Annotated in this window: 13 protein-coding genes; 1 reads left to right on the forward strand and 12 read right to left on the reverse strand. The window is 61.5% G+C overall.

Annotation, left to right across the window (positions count from 1 at the left end; genetic code table 11):
• The first annotated feature begins 17 nt into the window (after positions 1-17).
• Positions 18-866, forward strand: coding sequence for an SDR family NAD(P)-dependent oxidoreductase (locus tag ACE3O2_RS13820; RefSeq protein WP_374338411.1), 849 nt, complete (start codon positions 18-20; stop codon positions 864-866).
• A gap of 1 nt (position 867) precedes the next feature.
• Here ACE3O2_RS13820 and ACE3O2_RS13825 read toward each other — a convergent pair whose 3' ends face one another.
• The 12 genes from ACE3O2_RS13825 to ACE3O2_RS13880 form a co-directional block, all read right to left on the reverse strand.
• Positions 868-1,659: an ABC transporter ATP-binding protein gene (locus ACE3O2_RS13825; RefSeq protein ID WP_374338414.1), complete on the reverse strand. Its 792-nt coding sequence runs from the start codon at positions 1,657-1,659 to the stop codon at positions 868-870.
• Positions 1,656-2,495, reverse strand: coding sequence for an ABC transporter ATP-binding protein (locus tag ACE3O2_RS13830; protein ID WP_374338416.1), 840 nt, complete (start codon positions 2,493-2,495; stop codon positions 1,656-1,658). The genes ACE3O2_RS13825 and ACE3O2_RS13830 overlap by 4 nt, the downstream gene beginning before the upstream one ends.
• Entirely contained in the window at positions 2,488-3,381 is an 894-nt protein-coding gene (locus tag ACE3O2_RS13835) for an ABC transporter permease (protein ID WP_374338418.1), read from the reverse strand. Before ACE3O2_RS13835 ends, ACE3O2_RS13830 begins: the two co-directional genes overlap by 8 nt.
• Positions 3,378-4,412: an ABC transporter permease gene (locus ACE3O2_RS13840; protein ID WP_374338420.1), complete on the reverse strand. Its 1,035-nt coding sequence runs from the start codon at positions 4,410-4,412 to the stop codon at positions 3,378-3,380. The genes ACE3O2_RS13835 and ACE3O2_RS13840 overlap by 4 nt, the downstream gene beginning before the upstream one ends.
• 22 nt (positions 4,413-4,434) lie before the next feature.
• Positions 4,435-5,997, reverse strand: a complete 1,563-nt coding sequence (locus ACE3O2_RS13845; protein ID WP_374338422.1) for an ABC transporter substrate-binding protein — start codon at positions 5,995-5,997, stop codon at positions 4,435-4,437.
• Between the two features lie 74 nt (positions 5,998-6,071).
• Entirely contained in the window at positions 6,072-6,518 is a 447-nt protein-coding gene (locus ACE3O2_RS13850; protein ID WP_374338424.1) for a hypothetical protein, read from the reverse strand.
• 45 nt (positions 6,519-6,563) lie between these two features.
• Positions 6,564-8,402 (reverse strand): M24 family metallopeptidase, encoded by a 1,839-nt coding sequence (locus ACE3O2_RS13855; protein ID WP_374338426.1) that lies wholly within the window; start codon positions 8,400-8,402, stop codon positions 6,564-6,566.
• A 121-nt stretch (positions 8,403-8,523) separates the two neighbouring features.
• Complete coding sequence (locus ACE3O2_RS13860) at positions 8,524-9,387, reverse strand: CoA ester lyase (RefSeq protein WP_374338428.1); 864 nt, start codon at positions 9,385-9,387, stop codon at positions 8,524-8,526.
• 4 nt (positions 9,388-9,391) lie between these two features.
• Positions 9,392-10,849: a DHA2 family efflux MFS transporter permease subunit gene (locus ACE3O2_RS13865; RefSeq protein ID WP_168877578.1), complete on the reverse strand. Its 1,458-nt coding sequence runs from the start codon at positions 10,847-10,849 to the stop codon at positions 9,392-9,394.
• Positions 10,850-10,901: 52 nt separating this feature from the next.
• On the reverse strand, positions 10,902-11,816 hold the full coding sequence (locus ACE3O2_RS13870) for an ornithine cyclodeaminase family protein (RefSeq protein ID WP_374338431.1): 915 nt from the start codon (positions 11,814-11,816) through the stop codon (positions 10,902-10,904).
• Positions 11,813-12,796 carry an alpha/beta hydrolase gene (locus tag ACE3O2_RS13875; protein WP_374338433.1) on the reverse strand — a complete coding sequence of 328 codons (984 nt, stop codon included), beginning with the start codon at positions 12,794-12,796 and terminating at the stop codon, positions 11,813-11,815. Before ACE3O2_RS13875 ends, ACE3O2_RS13870 begins: the two co-directional genes overlap by 4 nt.
• Complete coding sequence (locus ACE3O2_RS13880) at positions 12,793-13,956, reverse strand: 2-isopropylmalate synthase (RefSeq protein WP_374338435.1); 1,164 nt, start codon at positions 13,954-13,956, stop codon at positions 12,793-12,795. The genes ACE3O2_RS13875 and ACE3O2_RS13880 overlap by 4 nt, the downstream gene beginning before the upstream one ends.
• Positions 13,957-14,020: the final 64 nt, after the last annotated feature.

The following is a 14,020-nucleotide window of genomic DNA, read 5'->3' on the forward strand; positions in this document are numbered from 1 at the left end:
TCAAGACCCGGCTGCCTATGACCTCCGCCCCTGCTCGCCCCCGTTCCATCCTGATCACCGGCTGCTCCAGCGGCATCGGGCTGTGTGTGGCACAGGGCTTGCAACAGCGTGGCTGGCGGGTATTTGCCACTGCACGCAAGCCTGAAGACGTGATCAGCCTGCAAGAGCGCGGGCTGGAAGCCCTGTTTCTGGATGTCACCGACGAAGAAAGCATCGACACCGCGCTGGCGGTGGTGCTGGGGCGCACCGGTGGCACGCTGGATGCCCTCTTCAACAACGCGGGCTATGGACAACCCGGTGCGGTCGAAGACCTGACCCGCGATGCCCTGCTGGAACAATTCGATACCAATGTGTTTGGCGCGCAGATGGTGACCAACCGGATACTGCCCATCATGCGCCAGCAAGGGCATGGCCGCATCCTCTACAACAGCTCCATCCTCGGCTTCGCCGCCATGCCGCTGCGGGGCGCCTACAATGCCAGCAAGTTCGCCATGGAAGGTCTGGTGGATACGCTGCGGCTGGAACTGCATGGCAGCAACATCCACCCGGTGCTGATCCAGCCGGGCCCGATCAGCAGCCGCTTCCGCCCCAATGCCTATCTGGCCTACCAGCGCCACATTGCCGGTCGACCCAGCGTCTATCAGGACATCTACAACGGGCTGGAAGCTCGCTTGCGGCAGGAAGGGCCGGTAACCGGCTTCACCCTGGGGCCGGAAGCGGTATTGGCAGCAGTGCTCAAGGCGCTGAACAGCAGACGGCCCGCCCCGCGTTACCGCGTCACCTTCCCGACCAAGCTGTTTGCCGTACTCAAACGCATACTGCCTACCCGCTGGCTGGACTGGGCCGCCTGCAAGGCCGGGACTTGACTCAGCCTGGCAACGCCTCATGTGGTCGTGGCGCCGAGGCCAGACCACTTTCCTGCAGCAGGCTGAGGGTGTAAGGGTGTGTTGCCGCCCCCTCCGCCAGCTGTGTTGCGGACAGTGTCTCGACAATCATGCCGCCTTGCATCACCGCAACCTGGTCACACAAATGCGCCACAACGGCCAGATCATGACTGACAAACAGGTAGGTCGTCTGCAGCGCTGCACGCAGCTCCATCAGCAGGTTGAGGATTTCAGCCTGAACGGAGGCATCCAGTGCCGAGGTGGGCTCATCCAGCAGCAGAACGGCAGGCTGCAGGGCAATGGCACGGGCTATCGCCACCCGCTGCCGCTGCCCGCCAGACAGTTGGTGTGGATAACGGAAACGGAAACGGGCATCCAGCCCAACCTGCTGCAACGCCTCAACAATCCGCTGTTCGATACGGTCAAAGCCCTGCACCCGCAAAGGCTCCCCAATCACCCGGTCGATGGTATGGCGGGGGTGCAGGGAGCCATAAGGGTCTTGAAACACCATCTGCAACAGTTTGGGGTAATGGGCGGGCGGACGGCTGCCATTGCGCCGCTCCACCGCCATCACCTGCAAGCGCCCCTGCCAGTGCGCATCCAGTCCGGCCAGTACCCGCAGGATGGAAGACTTGCCGCAACCGGAGCCCCCGATCAGGCCGAATGCCCCCCCTCGTGGAATGGCAAATGACACCTGATTGACCGCGGTAAACGGCTGACCACCGCGCAGGTATTGCACCGTCAGCGCATCACACACCAATGCATTATCACTCATGCGCTCATCGCCTCTGGCAGTTGGCTGCGGTCCAGCACCGGCAACAGTTGCCCGCGCCGTGCCGCAGAGGGCTGGCACGCCAGCAAGCCACGGGTGTAGGGATGCCGGGCCTGCTGCAATTGACTCGCCACACACTCCTCCACAATTTGCCCGCGATACATAATCAGCACCCGGTCGCAATAGCGGGCCACCATGCCCAGATCGTGGCTGATCAGTAGCAAGCCCATGCCGCGACGGCGAATCTCGGCATCCATCACGTCCAGCACCTGGGATCGCACCATGGCATCCAGCGCCGAAGTGGGCTCATCCGCGATCAGCAAGGTCGGCGACGCCATCAGCATGGCGGCAATCATCACCCGTTGTCCCAGGCCACCGGATAGCTGATGTGGATAGCAATCCGCCACCCGTTCCGGGTCCTGCACCCCCACCGATTGCAGCAGCGACAAGACTTGCATGCGCGCTTGAGAGCGGGTCAGGGCGCCGTGGAGCAAGCCCGCTTCCGCAATCTGCACACCGACTTTCTGCACCGGGTTCAGCGCATGCTTGGGGTCTTGCATTACCATGCTGATCTGGCGGCCACGCCATGCCCGCCATGCCTTGGGGCTCAGGCTCAGCAGATCGGTGCCGTCCAGCGTCAGGCGATTTGCGCTCACCTGTCCTGGCGAGGGGACCAAGCCCATGAGCGCCTTGGCTGTCATCGACTTGCCCGAGCCGGACTCGCCCACGATCCCCAGCCGTTCCGTGCCCAGCTGGAACGACACCCCATTTACCACCGACTGCCAGCCGGTGCGGGAGGGGTAACGGATATGCAGATTCTCAACCAGTAATTCAGGCATGTTTCGGGTCCAGTACGTCACGCAGCCCGTCGCCGAGCAGGTTGAAAGCCAGACTGCCCAGCAGGATGGCCATGCCGGGTACGGCGGCCACCCACCACTGGTCAAACAGGTAATTACGGCCCGCCGCGACCATGGCCCCCCATTCGGACATGGGCGGTTGTGCCCCCAGCCCGAGGAAGCCCAGGCCCGCTGCCGTCAGGATGATGCCCGCCATGTCCAGTGTCACCCGGATCACGGTGGAGGGAATACACAAAGGCAAGACATGACCAAACAGAATGGATCGGGATGGAATACCCGCCACCTTCGCGGCCTGGATGAACTCTGCCTTGCGGATCAGCTGAGCTTCCGTGCGGGCAATGCGGGCATAGGGTGGCCAGGCGGTGATGGCGATGGCCAGCACGGCATTAACAATACCCGGCCCCAGAATGGCCACAAAGGCGAGTGCCAGCACCAGCCGGGGAAACGCCATGAAAATATCGGTCACCCGCATCAGCACGGCACTGACCCAGCCGCCAAAATACCCGGCAACTATGCCGATGGCGAGGCCAAACGGAGCCGACAGCACGGCCACCAGCAGCACGATCAACAAGGTGGGGCGCGTACCGTACAGCAAGCGTGCCCACAGGTCGCGCCCCAGCTGGTCTGTTCCCAGCCAGTGCTCGGCACTGGGTGCCAGCAGGCGGGCGTGGCTGTCCTGCACGTTAGGGTCATAACCCGCGAGCCAAGGCGCTGCCACGGCAGCCACCAGGATCAATAACAGCATCAGGCCACCAAACAGCATGGCCGGATTGCGGAGCATGCGGCGGCCAGCGCGCCACCAGCGGCCCAGACGGGCCTGCATGGCGGACTGGGGCGTATCGGTCTCTAGCCAGGTCAGTGTCGTCATCGTGTCCTCGGGTCCAGCATGCGACTCAGGGTATCGGTCAGGCTGTTGAGCAGCACAAAGCAGATGCCGATCAGCAAGGTACCGCCCAGTACGGCAGACATGTCTGCCGAAAACAGGGCATTGGTGATGTAAAGGCCAATGCCGGGCCAGGAGAACACAGACTCCGTGAGCACGGCGCCTTCCAGCAACACGGCATAGGACAGCGCGGACACCGTCAGCAATGGTCCCCGCAGATTGGGCAGCACATGCCGCCACAGGATGCGCCATTCACTGGCCCCCTTCACCCGCGCCAGCGTGACATACTCCTTGGAGAGCTCTTCCAGTACGTAGGCACGGGTCATGCGCGCGATATAGGCCAGTGAAAAATAAGCCAGCAGGCTGGCAGGCAGTACCAGATGGGACAAGGCATTGCCAAAGGCAGACATGTCACCACTGCGCAGGGTGTCAATCAGCGCAAAGTGGCTCCAGCTTTCGATGGTGTACTGATAAACATCGTCCAGCCGCCCCGGCCCGGATACCCAGCCCAGCTTGGCATAAAACACCAGTAAGGCCACCAGCCCCAGCCAGAAGACCGGCACCGAATACCCCAGCAGGGAAACCGCCCGGATCAGTTGATCCTGCCAGCGGTTATGCCGACAGGCCGCCCAGATACCCAGCGGGATGCCCAGCAGCACCCCCAGCAGGATGGCAATGGTGGATAACTCCAGCGTGGCCGGGAAATAGCGCAGCAGATCATCCATCACGGGCTGGCCGGTACTGGTGGACGTCCCCAGCTCCCCGCTGACCACCGACTTCAGATAGCGGGCAAACTGCACCGGCAAGGACTGGTCCAGCCCCATTTCGCGCCGCACCGCCTCATAGGTTTCCTTGCTGGCCTTGTCGCCCACCACCTTCAGTACCGGATCAATGGGCGCCACCCGGGCAATCAGGAAAGTAACCAGCAGCAGACCCAGCAGGGTCAGCCCGATGCTGAGCCCTCCCTGCCCTGTCCGCATGATCAGGCGTGCCAGCTTGCTGCGCTCGCGCATCATTGGCTCTCCTGCTTGTGCACGCTTACTGTTTCACCACTTTGTCATACAGCACAAAGTCCGGCGTCAGCCCATTGATGTAACCTTTGACGTTGCTGCGCAGCGCCACCTGGCTCTGTTCCTGGAACATCACCACAATCGGCGAGCTTTGCTGCACATCCCGCTGCAAGTCCTGGTAGGCGGTGGCACGCGCCGTCGGGTCTTTTTCCTTCAGCGCCGTCATGGTCTTGCTGGAGAGCTGCGGTACCGCCCAGGCATTGCGCCAGGTGGTGGTACTCTGGTAGTTGCCATCACTGTTGTCGACGTTGTAGGCAAAGGCCTTGGCATTGGCGTGCGGGTCAAAGAAGTCCGGTCCCCAATACAGCATGATGGCCTCATGCTTGCGGGCACGATAGCGGGTAATGACCTGGCTGCCGGTACCGCTCAGCAGATTGAGCTTCACCCCGCCCTTGGCCATGGAGGCCTGCAACGACTGCGCCATGTCCATGAAGCGTGGGGCATTGATCACATCCATGTCAAAACTGAGGTCCTTCACACCGGCTTTGCTCAGAATGGCCTTGGCTTTTTCCGGATCATACTTGAAGGGTGTTTCCTTCAGCGCGCCGGGGAAACCTTCCGGCAAGAAGGCCTGATGCACTTTCATCTGACCTTTCAGCAGGCGGTTGGCAATGCCGTCATAGTCCACCAGATAGCGCATGGCTTCCCATACCGCCGGGTTACGCAGCTTATCCTGCTTCTGGTTGAAACTGATGAAGTGGACGGCGGCCTGTGGGTAGGTTTCCACACGGATGTCAGCGCGGGCTTTCATGGCCGTCAGCTGGTCCGGTCCCAGATCGCGGGCGATGTCTGCATCACCGGATTCCAGCAGCAGGCGCTGGGTGGCGGGTTCCACCACGTTCTTGATCAGCACCATACGGGTAGCCGGTGCACCCACCGGGGTGGTGGCATTGGCTTCCAGCACCACCACTTCCTTGGGCTTGTACAGCTTGAGCTTGTAGGGGCCGCTGCCTGCCGAATTCTGATTCAGCCAGGCGTTACCCAGATCGGTGCCTTTCTGGTGCTGCGTCACCAGCTTTTCATCCAGAATCGAGCCTGGGCGAGCCGCCAGCAGGTTCAGCACAAATGCGGCGCCGAAGTCACCGCTCCAGCTGATCGTCACGCTGTCATTGCCGGTCTTGCGCACCATCTGGCCGATGTTGTCCGGCGTCCAGCCCAGCTGGGTCAGAATGAATGCCGGAGCCTTGTTCAGCTTCACTACCCGCATGAACGAGAACAGCACATCTTCCGGCCGCACATCATTGCCCGAAGCGAAGTGCGCTGACGGCTTCAGCTGAAAGGTGATGGACTTGCCATCTGCTGCAACCGTCCAGCTATCCGCTAGCCCGGGCACCACCTTGTTGGGGTTCTTCACGTCATACTGGATCAGGTTCTGGTACACATTGCTGACCACCTCGGCACTGCTGAACTCAAAGGCTTCCGCCGGGTCCAGCCCGACGATGTCTTCGATGTTCTTGGCGACGACCAGCGTATCCTTAGGCGTTGCCGCATGCGCAGCACCCAGCAGGGTCAGGGTAAAAAGTGTTGCCATGGTTGTTTGACGCATCATGTTCCCCCTTGGTGTGGTTCAGAAAAGTACCGTGTGGCCCTCAGCCAGGCAGCCTGTTATGGGTGGGCGGTATTGAAATGGGCAAACGCCTGTCGGACCTCAGACTGCAAAGCGGCACAACGCGCCACAGTATCGTCCTGGTACTGACCGGGTGCATCCAGCAGGTTGATGGTCCCCAGCAGCTCACCCTGCTCACTGGAGACCGGGAAGTTGATCACGCAACCCAGCCCCATCTGCACCAGTTTGTCATGGTCCGGAAAGTAGGGCTTGAAATCAGCGGCTTGCCGGGCCAGAAAAGGCTGGCGCTGAATCAGCACCTGCTCGGTCCAGGCATCCGGCAGAATCGGCTTGCGGCCGGTGACCGGGTATGTCGCAGGGTCAGTGGTGTAAATCCGCTCGACCTCCTGCGTGCCTGGCACCACCCGGGTGATGGTAAACAAACGGAACCCCACCTGATCCTGCAGCAGTTGCCCCAATGCGTTAAAAACCAGCTCCTTGCTCATAGGCCTCCCTGTTGAATGTGCGATGGTTTGGTATGAGCGCTCGCACTACGCTTGCAGCAGCGGGCAATCCGTGACAGCGGTACCCAGCACCAGGCACCGCTGCTCGTAAGCCCGTAGATAGTCCTTCTCTTCCGCGGTCAGCAGGTCAAGATCAATCAGCTCCCAGTCATAGCCCACGAAGGTCATGTTCTCGAACCTAACCTGTCCGGGCTGTTCATCCTGCTGGATGATCACGATATTCTCGATGCGGACCCCGCCTTGACCCGCCAGGTAAATCCCCGGTTCGATCGAAATGACCGCATGCGGTACCACACCATAGCGGGAGCCCGGCATGAAGCGGACGCCATTCTCATGCACATGGATACCGATGCCATGCCCGGTCCCGTGAGAATAGTCATGCCCGTATTGCTGGCAGACGGCACGCACCATCTGATCGACATCATGTCCCGTGGCGCTGGCTGGCACGGTTGCCAGCAAGCCCCGAATGCAGGCCTTGAGCGCAACGGTATAGATCTCGCGTTGCCACGACTGGGCCTGGGTGGTCGGGTCGGTCTTTCGCAGCACAACCCGCGTGCAGTCCGTCGCCAGCCCATCTTCGTAATACGCACCGCTATCGAGCAGTACCAATGCGCCTTCCTGCAAAGGACGGGTCTTGCTGGCCTTGGTGTAGTGTGCCAGCGCGCTCATGGCATCACTTGCAGCAATCGTGGTGAAGGTCAGCGCCACGGCACCTTCTGCGCGATACTCATCGTTGATTTGGCGCGACAGGTCATACTCACTGTGCGCCACACCCGCAACACCCCACTTGGCCCAGCGCATGGTGCGAGCAATGGCGCGCGAGCTGCGCAGGTAAGCGCGACGGAATGTTTCCTGCTCTTCGGGGGTTTTGGCCACGCGCAGGTTTTCAACCACGTTGAACGTGTCGACCAGGGTCACTGTTGGCCAGATCTGTTTAGCCCACTGTGGCAGGGCACTGTTAACCGTGTCAGCACTGAAGCACACCTGCGAGATGACTTCATGCGCCAGGGTGCGTCGCAGGGCTGGCACATCGTTGCGAATGACTTGCAAATCCGGCACCTCAGGGAGGTTGACCGGACTATCGGCACACTCTTGCGGCATGAACAGGACCACCCGTCCAGGCAACACAAACAAGTACCCCAGTTGTGATGAGGCATTCGGGATGTGATAGCCGCGACTGTTCAGTACATAGCTGATGTCTGCTGCGGCCCCCGTCATGAACGCTGCGCCGGCAGGCAGGCGTGTCCGCAGGGCCTGCAGATTGCCCACCACGCTGCGGCCCGTAATCGCCTCACTGACCGGGAATACCGGCCGGTCTACCGACCATCCCGGCAGCTGGACGGCGAGGTCAATCTCTCCTTCCTGCAAAGGCAGCCACTGCAGTTGCTCGGCGCCTTGTACCGCCAGCATGCCCTTGCGCTGCGCCTCACTGACGCGGAAGCTGTCAAATCCTACCCGCCGTACTGTCTCGCCACGCGCTGCCAGCCAGAGCGCCATGCTGTGCCACAGGCTGACACCCACCGGTAGTTTTTCCAGATGTACCTGCTGTGGCACCGTTTGCTGCTCGGCTTGCAGATGGTAGCGGCCATCCACAAACAGCACGTACTGACCACTCAGACCCAAGGCTTGGGCGACATCCTGCCGCACAAAGATGCCCTCTCCGGTCGAGCCATCAAACCCGGAAACCGCATAGCGCGGACTATTGTGCTTGGGGGTGTATTCGGTCAGGAAACGATCCTGGGCATTCACCAGCATCGCATGCAAGTCCAGCTGGCGCATCAGCTGCTCAAGTGCAAGCTGGTTCTGCGCCACATCCGGGCTATAGGCGGGCAGACTGGAAAAGTGGTAGGGCAGACGATCTGGCATGCATTTCTCTTTATTAAAAGTAAAAATTACACACAGATTTTCATAAAACTAAAATTTATGCAAGCATCAGGGCGATCATCGCCGCGCCATAGCCTAAACACTTCAGTATCGGGTGTTTGACTCAGCGGCCTACCACAGCCTCAGCCACTGCCAGAATGCGCTGGGCACGTTCCACCACCGGCAGCTCGACCAACTGGCCATCCAGCAGAACACAGGCACCGTCCGACGCCGCAAACGCTGCGACAATCTGCCGTGCACGCTGCACCTCGGCCTCAGTAGGCGCAAAAGCACGGTGCACGCAAGCCACCTGATTTGGATGAATGCACAGTTTGCCCTGGAAGCCCAGCCCATGTGCCCGCCGGGCGGATGCTTCCATGCCCGCCTCATCTCCCACCTGCATCCAGACGGTGTCGATCGGTGCTTCCAGCCCCGCCGCACGTGACACCAGCGCCATGCGTGAACGATAAGGCAGCAGCTCCAGCTCTTCGGGGGTCCACTGCAGCGATAAATCCAGCGTCAGATCTCCCGCGCCAAAGGCAAGGCGACGTACACGACGGCTGGCTTGCGCGATCTCTTCCAGAGCCATCAGGCCGGTTGCCGTTTCCACCAGCGGCATCACCTCCAGCCCCCCCACCGGCAGCCCACGCTCACGCTCCAGTTGTTGCAAGGTCCAATCCAGCGTTTTCAGTTCCTGCCCACTCTCGATCTTGGGCAGCATCACCCCATCCAGCCCCGGCCTGATCACCGCCTGCAAATCCGCCCAGACATAGGGGCTTGCCATGCTGTTGATGCGCGCAAACAATCGGCCTGTCCTGGGCAGTGACAAGCTCTCCATGATCCGCGTCCGTGCCACCGGCTTGTCTTCTGGCGTGCAGGCATCCTCCAGATCCAGCACCACCACATCCGCGTTCAGTGTCAGTGCTTTTTCCACGCGCCTGGCGTGGTGCCCGGGTGCAAACAGCCAGGACCGTACCGCTCTGCTCATGCCCTTACTCCACCTGCCCGGTTTCTGGCTGGGCTTGCCACTGCGTTTGCTCAGACCTGCGCTGTTGCAGGTAGAGGCGGCCAAACACAGCAGCAATCAGCAGCAGAACACCGGTAATCAATAAAAAGGTATCCCGGAATGCCAATGCATGACTTTGCTGTGCCAGCGCATGGGCAACGAGATGCTGTACTTGTAGCGACGCCGCATGCGCATCGTGGCGGAAATGGACCCAGCTTGACAATAAGGCCAGCCCGATCGCCCCGCCCAGACTGCGGGACACATTGAACAGGATGCCGGCCATCGGCGCATCGGTCGGGTCCTGGATGGAGGTGGTGACCGCCACACACAAGGGCGCCAGCAACAGGGAATGACCGATACCACGAATGACTTGGGCCACCATCAGCCAGCCCGGTACAAACTGCCAGGTAGCCCAAGCCCACATCAGACTGTGAACCGCCACCAGCAGGGCGCCCGCCACAATCACCAGATACAGGGGGAAGCGCTGCATGATCTTGCCCGAGAACAGCAGCACCACCATCTGCGTGAGGCCGGTCACCAGCACCACTTCACTGATCTGGGCCGGGCTGTAATGATGCACGCTGGCCAGAAAGTAGGGCACCAGAAAATAGAAGGCGAAGATACTGCCACAGCTCACCAGCGTGCCGATGCAGGCGATGCGCAGGGCGCGGTCTTCGAGCAACGACAGTTTGATCAGCGGATAGCGGGTGCGCAGCTGGTGATGCCAGAATCCGGCCAGACTCACCAGCACCAGCGCCGCTGACAGCCAGAGCATCGCGGTGGCACCACCCTGCCCGGCCTCCCTTTGCCCCAGCATGTACTGCAAGGCCCCCATGCCAATGGTGACCAGCATCACGCCTCGCAGATCCAGCGGCCGCTCCTCTTGCTGTGGCCGGGGCAGGCGGCGCAAACCGGGCCATAGCATGCACAGGGCCAGTACCCCGATCGGCAGATTGATATAGAACAGCGACTGCCAGCCCAGCGTACCGACCAGCCAGCCACCCAGCGCCGGGCCTGCCGTTGGGGCCAGCGCCACCGTCGCCCCGAACAGCCCGATCGCACGCGGGTGATCCTGTACCGGCAAACAGCGGATGATCAGGGTATAGGCAAACGGAGAGAGTGCGCCGCTGGCAATGCCTTGCAGGGCGCGAAACAGCAGCATGCTGGGCAAATCCCAGGCATGGGCGCATAACAGGGAGCTGAGCAGAAACAGACCAATGAAGGTGAGCGCATAGCGCGGATAGCCCAGCCGGTTGGTCAGCCACGCCGTGAGCGGCAGGGTCAGGCTCTCGGCCATCAGGTAGACCGAAGACAGCCAGGAACCTGCAGACAGCGGGGCATTCAAGGCGCGCTGGATGGGCTCAATCGCGGCGTTGGTGATCTGGATGTCCATGATGGACATCAGTACCGCAATGAAGCTGCCCATCACACTTAACCACGCCATACCCTTACCCCCTGATCAGCCTCCCGCTCGAGGCGATAAAACCCGCGACGGCTTAATCCAGCCGCTGCAAGACGTGCGCCGTGGCCAGCAAATCCAGCCAGGCATGGCCAATGGAACTGAACACCGTGCGCTGCGCTTGCAGCGTCTGCACCGGGATCGTCAGCAGTGCCTCAAGCGGATGCGCCTGTTGATGTACCTCGCCCGCCTCGACGATCGCCATCGGTACATCCTCAGTCAACACCAGCGCTGACTGCAGCACAGACCACGGCAGCTCTCGGCTCTGCTCGTTATGCCCGCCCATGCAGTTGATGTGAACATGCGGCTGCAAGCGGGCAAACTCGCCGAGCGGGGATTCCGCACTGGTGGCTGTCGCCACCACATCTGCCCCGGCGATGGCCTGTTCCAGATCAGTTTCCACCTGCAAGATCAGCGGCTTTGGCGTGTGCTGCCGGATGGCAGCCACAAACGCGGCCGCGGCCTCCGGGCGGCGGGCGTAGACCCGGATCGTCTGGATGGGCCGCACCGCCGTGACCGCCAGATACTGCTGCCAGGCTTGCACGCCGGTACCACAGATCGTCAGCGTATGGGCATCCGGTATCGCACACTGGTCGGTCACCATCGCAGCGACTGCAGCACATTTGATGCGGGTGAGCGCAGCGCCATCCAGCAAGGCCAGTGGACGGCCATGACGAGCCGACATGGCCACCACGCAGGCATGCACCGTGGGCAAGCTGTCGCCCACAGCCCGTGGAAAAATACTGCCGACCTTGTTGATATACAGCCCGCAGTCCACGCTGGCCGCCGGCATGGATACATAGATGGCTTCCGGATCCTGCTGGAACAGCACTTCACGCGGAGGCAGCAGCGCCCGTTCGCGCCCGCCCTGGCGGAGAAAGTCTTTCATCTCGGCCGCCAGCTGCACGATATCAGCACGCTGCAGCACGGTCTGCTCATCGACCCATTTCATGCCATGCATGCACTGGACTCCTTGCTGGCCGTTGGCCTTGCAGACGGCTGCCGCAGGAAAGCCCCCACGCGGGAGATCGCCTCACGGCCTGCCGTCAGCATCGGGTAGTACAGGTGCCAGACGTGTACCATGGCGGGCCAGACCTCGAACGTGACCTCCACACCACACTGGTGCGCCTTTTCCGCCAGCATCTCGGCATCACTGTAGAGGATTTCCAGTTCGCCGACCTGGACCAGCATGGGCGGCAACCCGGTCAAATCACCCAGTATCGGTGAGGCCGTCACCTGAGTAGGATCTTGCAGACCCAGATACTGCTCCCGCACCAACTCCACCACCTTACGCTCCACCATCGGGTCCAGATGGGCCCGGGTCTGGTAGCTCTCACCCCGCAGCAGCAAATCCACCCACGGCGACAGGCAAGCAACGGCTCCCGGCAGCGGCAACTGACGTTGCTTCAACACCAGCAGCAGGGCCACCACCAGGCCGCCCCCGGCAGAATCCCCCACCAAAGAGACCGCAGACGCTGCATAACCTTGATCCAGCACGGCACAGTAAGCCGCCAGCGCATCCTCCACCGCCGCCGGGTGCGGGTGTTCCGGTGCCAGCCGATAATGCAGCTGCACACCGATGCAGCCTGCGGCACGCGCCAGCTCAGCCGCCATGCCAGCATGGCTGTCCAGCGAGCCGTAGACATACCCCCCGCCGTGCAGGAACAGCATGACCCGTGACGGATCATGCGAAGGCGGGTACAACCAGCGCGCAGGCACCCCGGCCAGAACGCCATCCTCAGCCCGGATATCATTTGGCACCGGCGGCCCCATCTGGTCATACAGCACGCGGGCGGGCGCAATGTCATCCGGCCAGGGATGGGCATCCAGATCGTCAAACACATCCTGCAGTTCGCGCGCGCGCTGGGCAGCAGGAATCGCTGCGTCCATCCAGGCTGCCGGGTCGGTCATCACCAAAGGCGGGCGCATCATGCCGCCTTGCTGACGGTGGCGCGCAAATCCGCTTCGTCCAGCGGGAATTTCTGGTCTGCCATGCGCTTGAAGCGCAAAAATGCTTCATCCAGCTCCCGGTCTGAGCTGAACTCGAAACCAAGCTGACGCATATACTCCCGATAACCATTGCGTCCCGAGTGCTTGCTCAGCACCAGCATGTGCGGGGCATTGGTCCAGCCCACATCGGCTGCGGTCATGATCTGGTAGGTATTCGGGTTCTTCAGCATGCCATCCTGATGAATGCCGGACTGATGCGAGAAGGCGTTACGTCCGACAATGGCCTTGTTCGGCTGCACCTGGAAGCCAGTAATACCCGACACCAGCTGCGAAGCCGGTACCAGATACTGCGGCTGGATACGGGTTTGCAAGCCGAAATGGTTTTGCCGAGTCCGCAAGGCCATGACGATTTCTTCCAGCGCCGCATTGCCCGCCCGCTCACCAATGCCATTGATGGTGCATTCCACCTGACGCGCACCGGCCTTGATGGCAGACAGTGAATTGGCCACCGCCATGCCGAGGTCGTTGTGGCAGTGCGCCGACAGCACCACCTTGTCGGCACCCGGCACATGATTGAGCAGGTGGCTGATCAGGTTGCCGTATTCCTGTGGCAACGCATAGCCGACCGTATCCGGCAGGCTGACGGTGCTGGCCCCTGCTGCAATCACCGCTTCGACAAAGCGGCAAAGGAAATCCAAGTCTGAGCGACTGGCATCTTCGCAGGAGAATTCCACGTTATCCGAGTAACGGCGGGCGCGCTTGACCGCCAGCACCCCTTGCTCGAGCACCTGCTCTGGCGCCATGCGCAATTTGTGCTGCATGTGGATCGGTGAGGTGGAGAGCACGATATGGATACGACTCATCGCGGCTACCCCTACCGCCTCGGCGGTCAGGTCGATATCCCGTTCCACCGCACGGCTCAGGCTGCAGATGGTGCTGTCCTTCACCGCGCGCCCCACGGCCTGGATGGCGGCAAAATCGCCCTCACTGGCTGCAGCAAACCCGGCCTCGATCACGTCCACCCCCAGCTTTTCCAGCATGAGGGCAATTTCGACTTTTTCGTTCAGACTCATGCTGACGCCGGGGCTTTGCTCGCCGTCCCGCATGGTGGTATCCAGAATGATGACTTGATTGCTGCTCACGGGTGTCTCCTCTTGATGGAACACCGGCCACCCTCCTCCCGGCAAGGAGGAGCATGCCGTTTGC

The sequence above is a fragment of the Leeia sp. genome (assembly GCF_041909055.1).
GTDB classification, from domain to species: Bacteria; Pseudomonadota; Gammaproteobacteria; order Burkholderiales; family Leeiaceae; genus Leeia; species Leeia aquatica.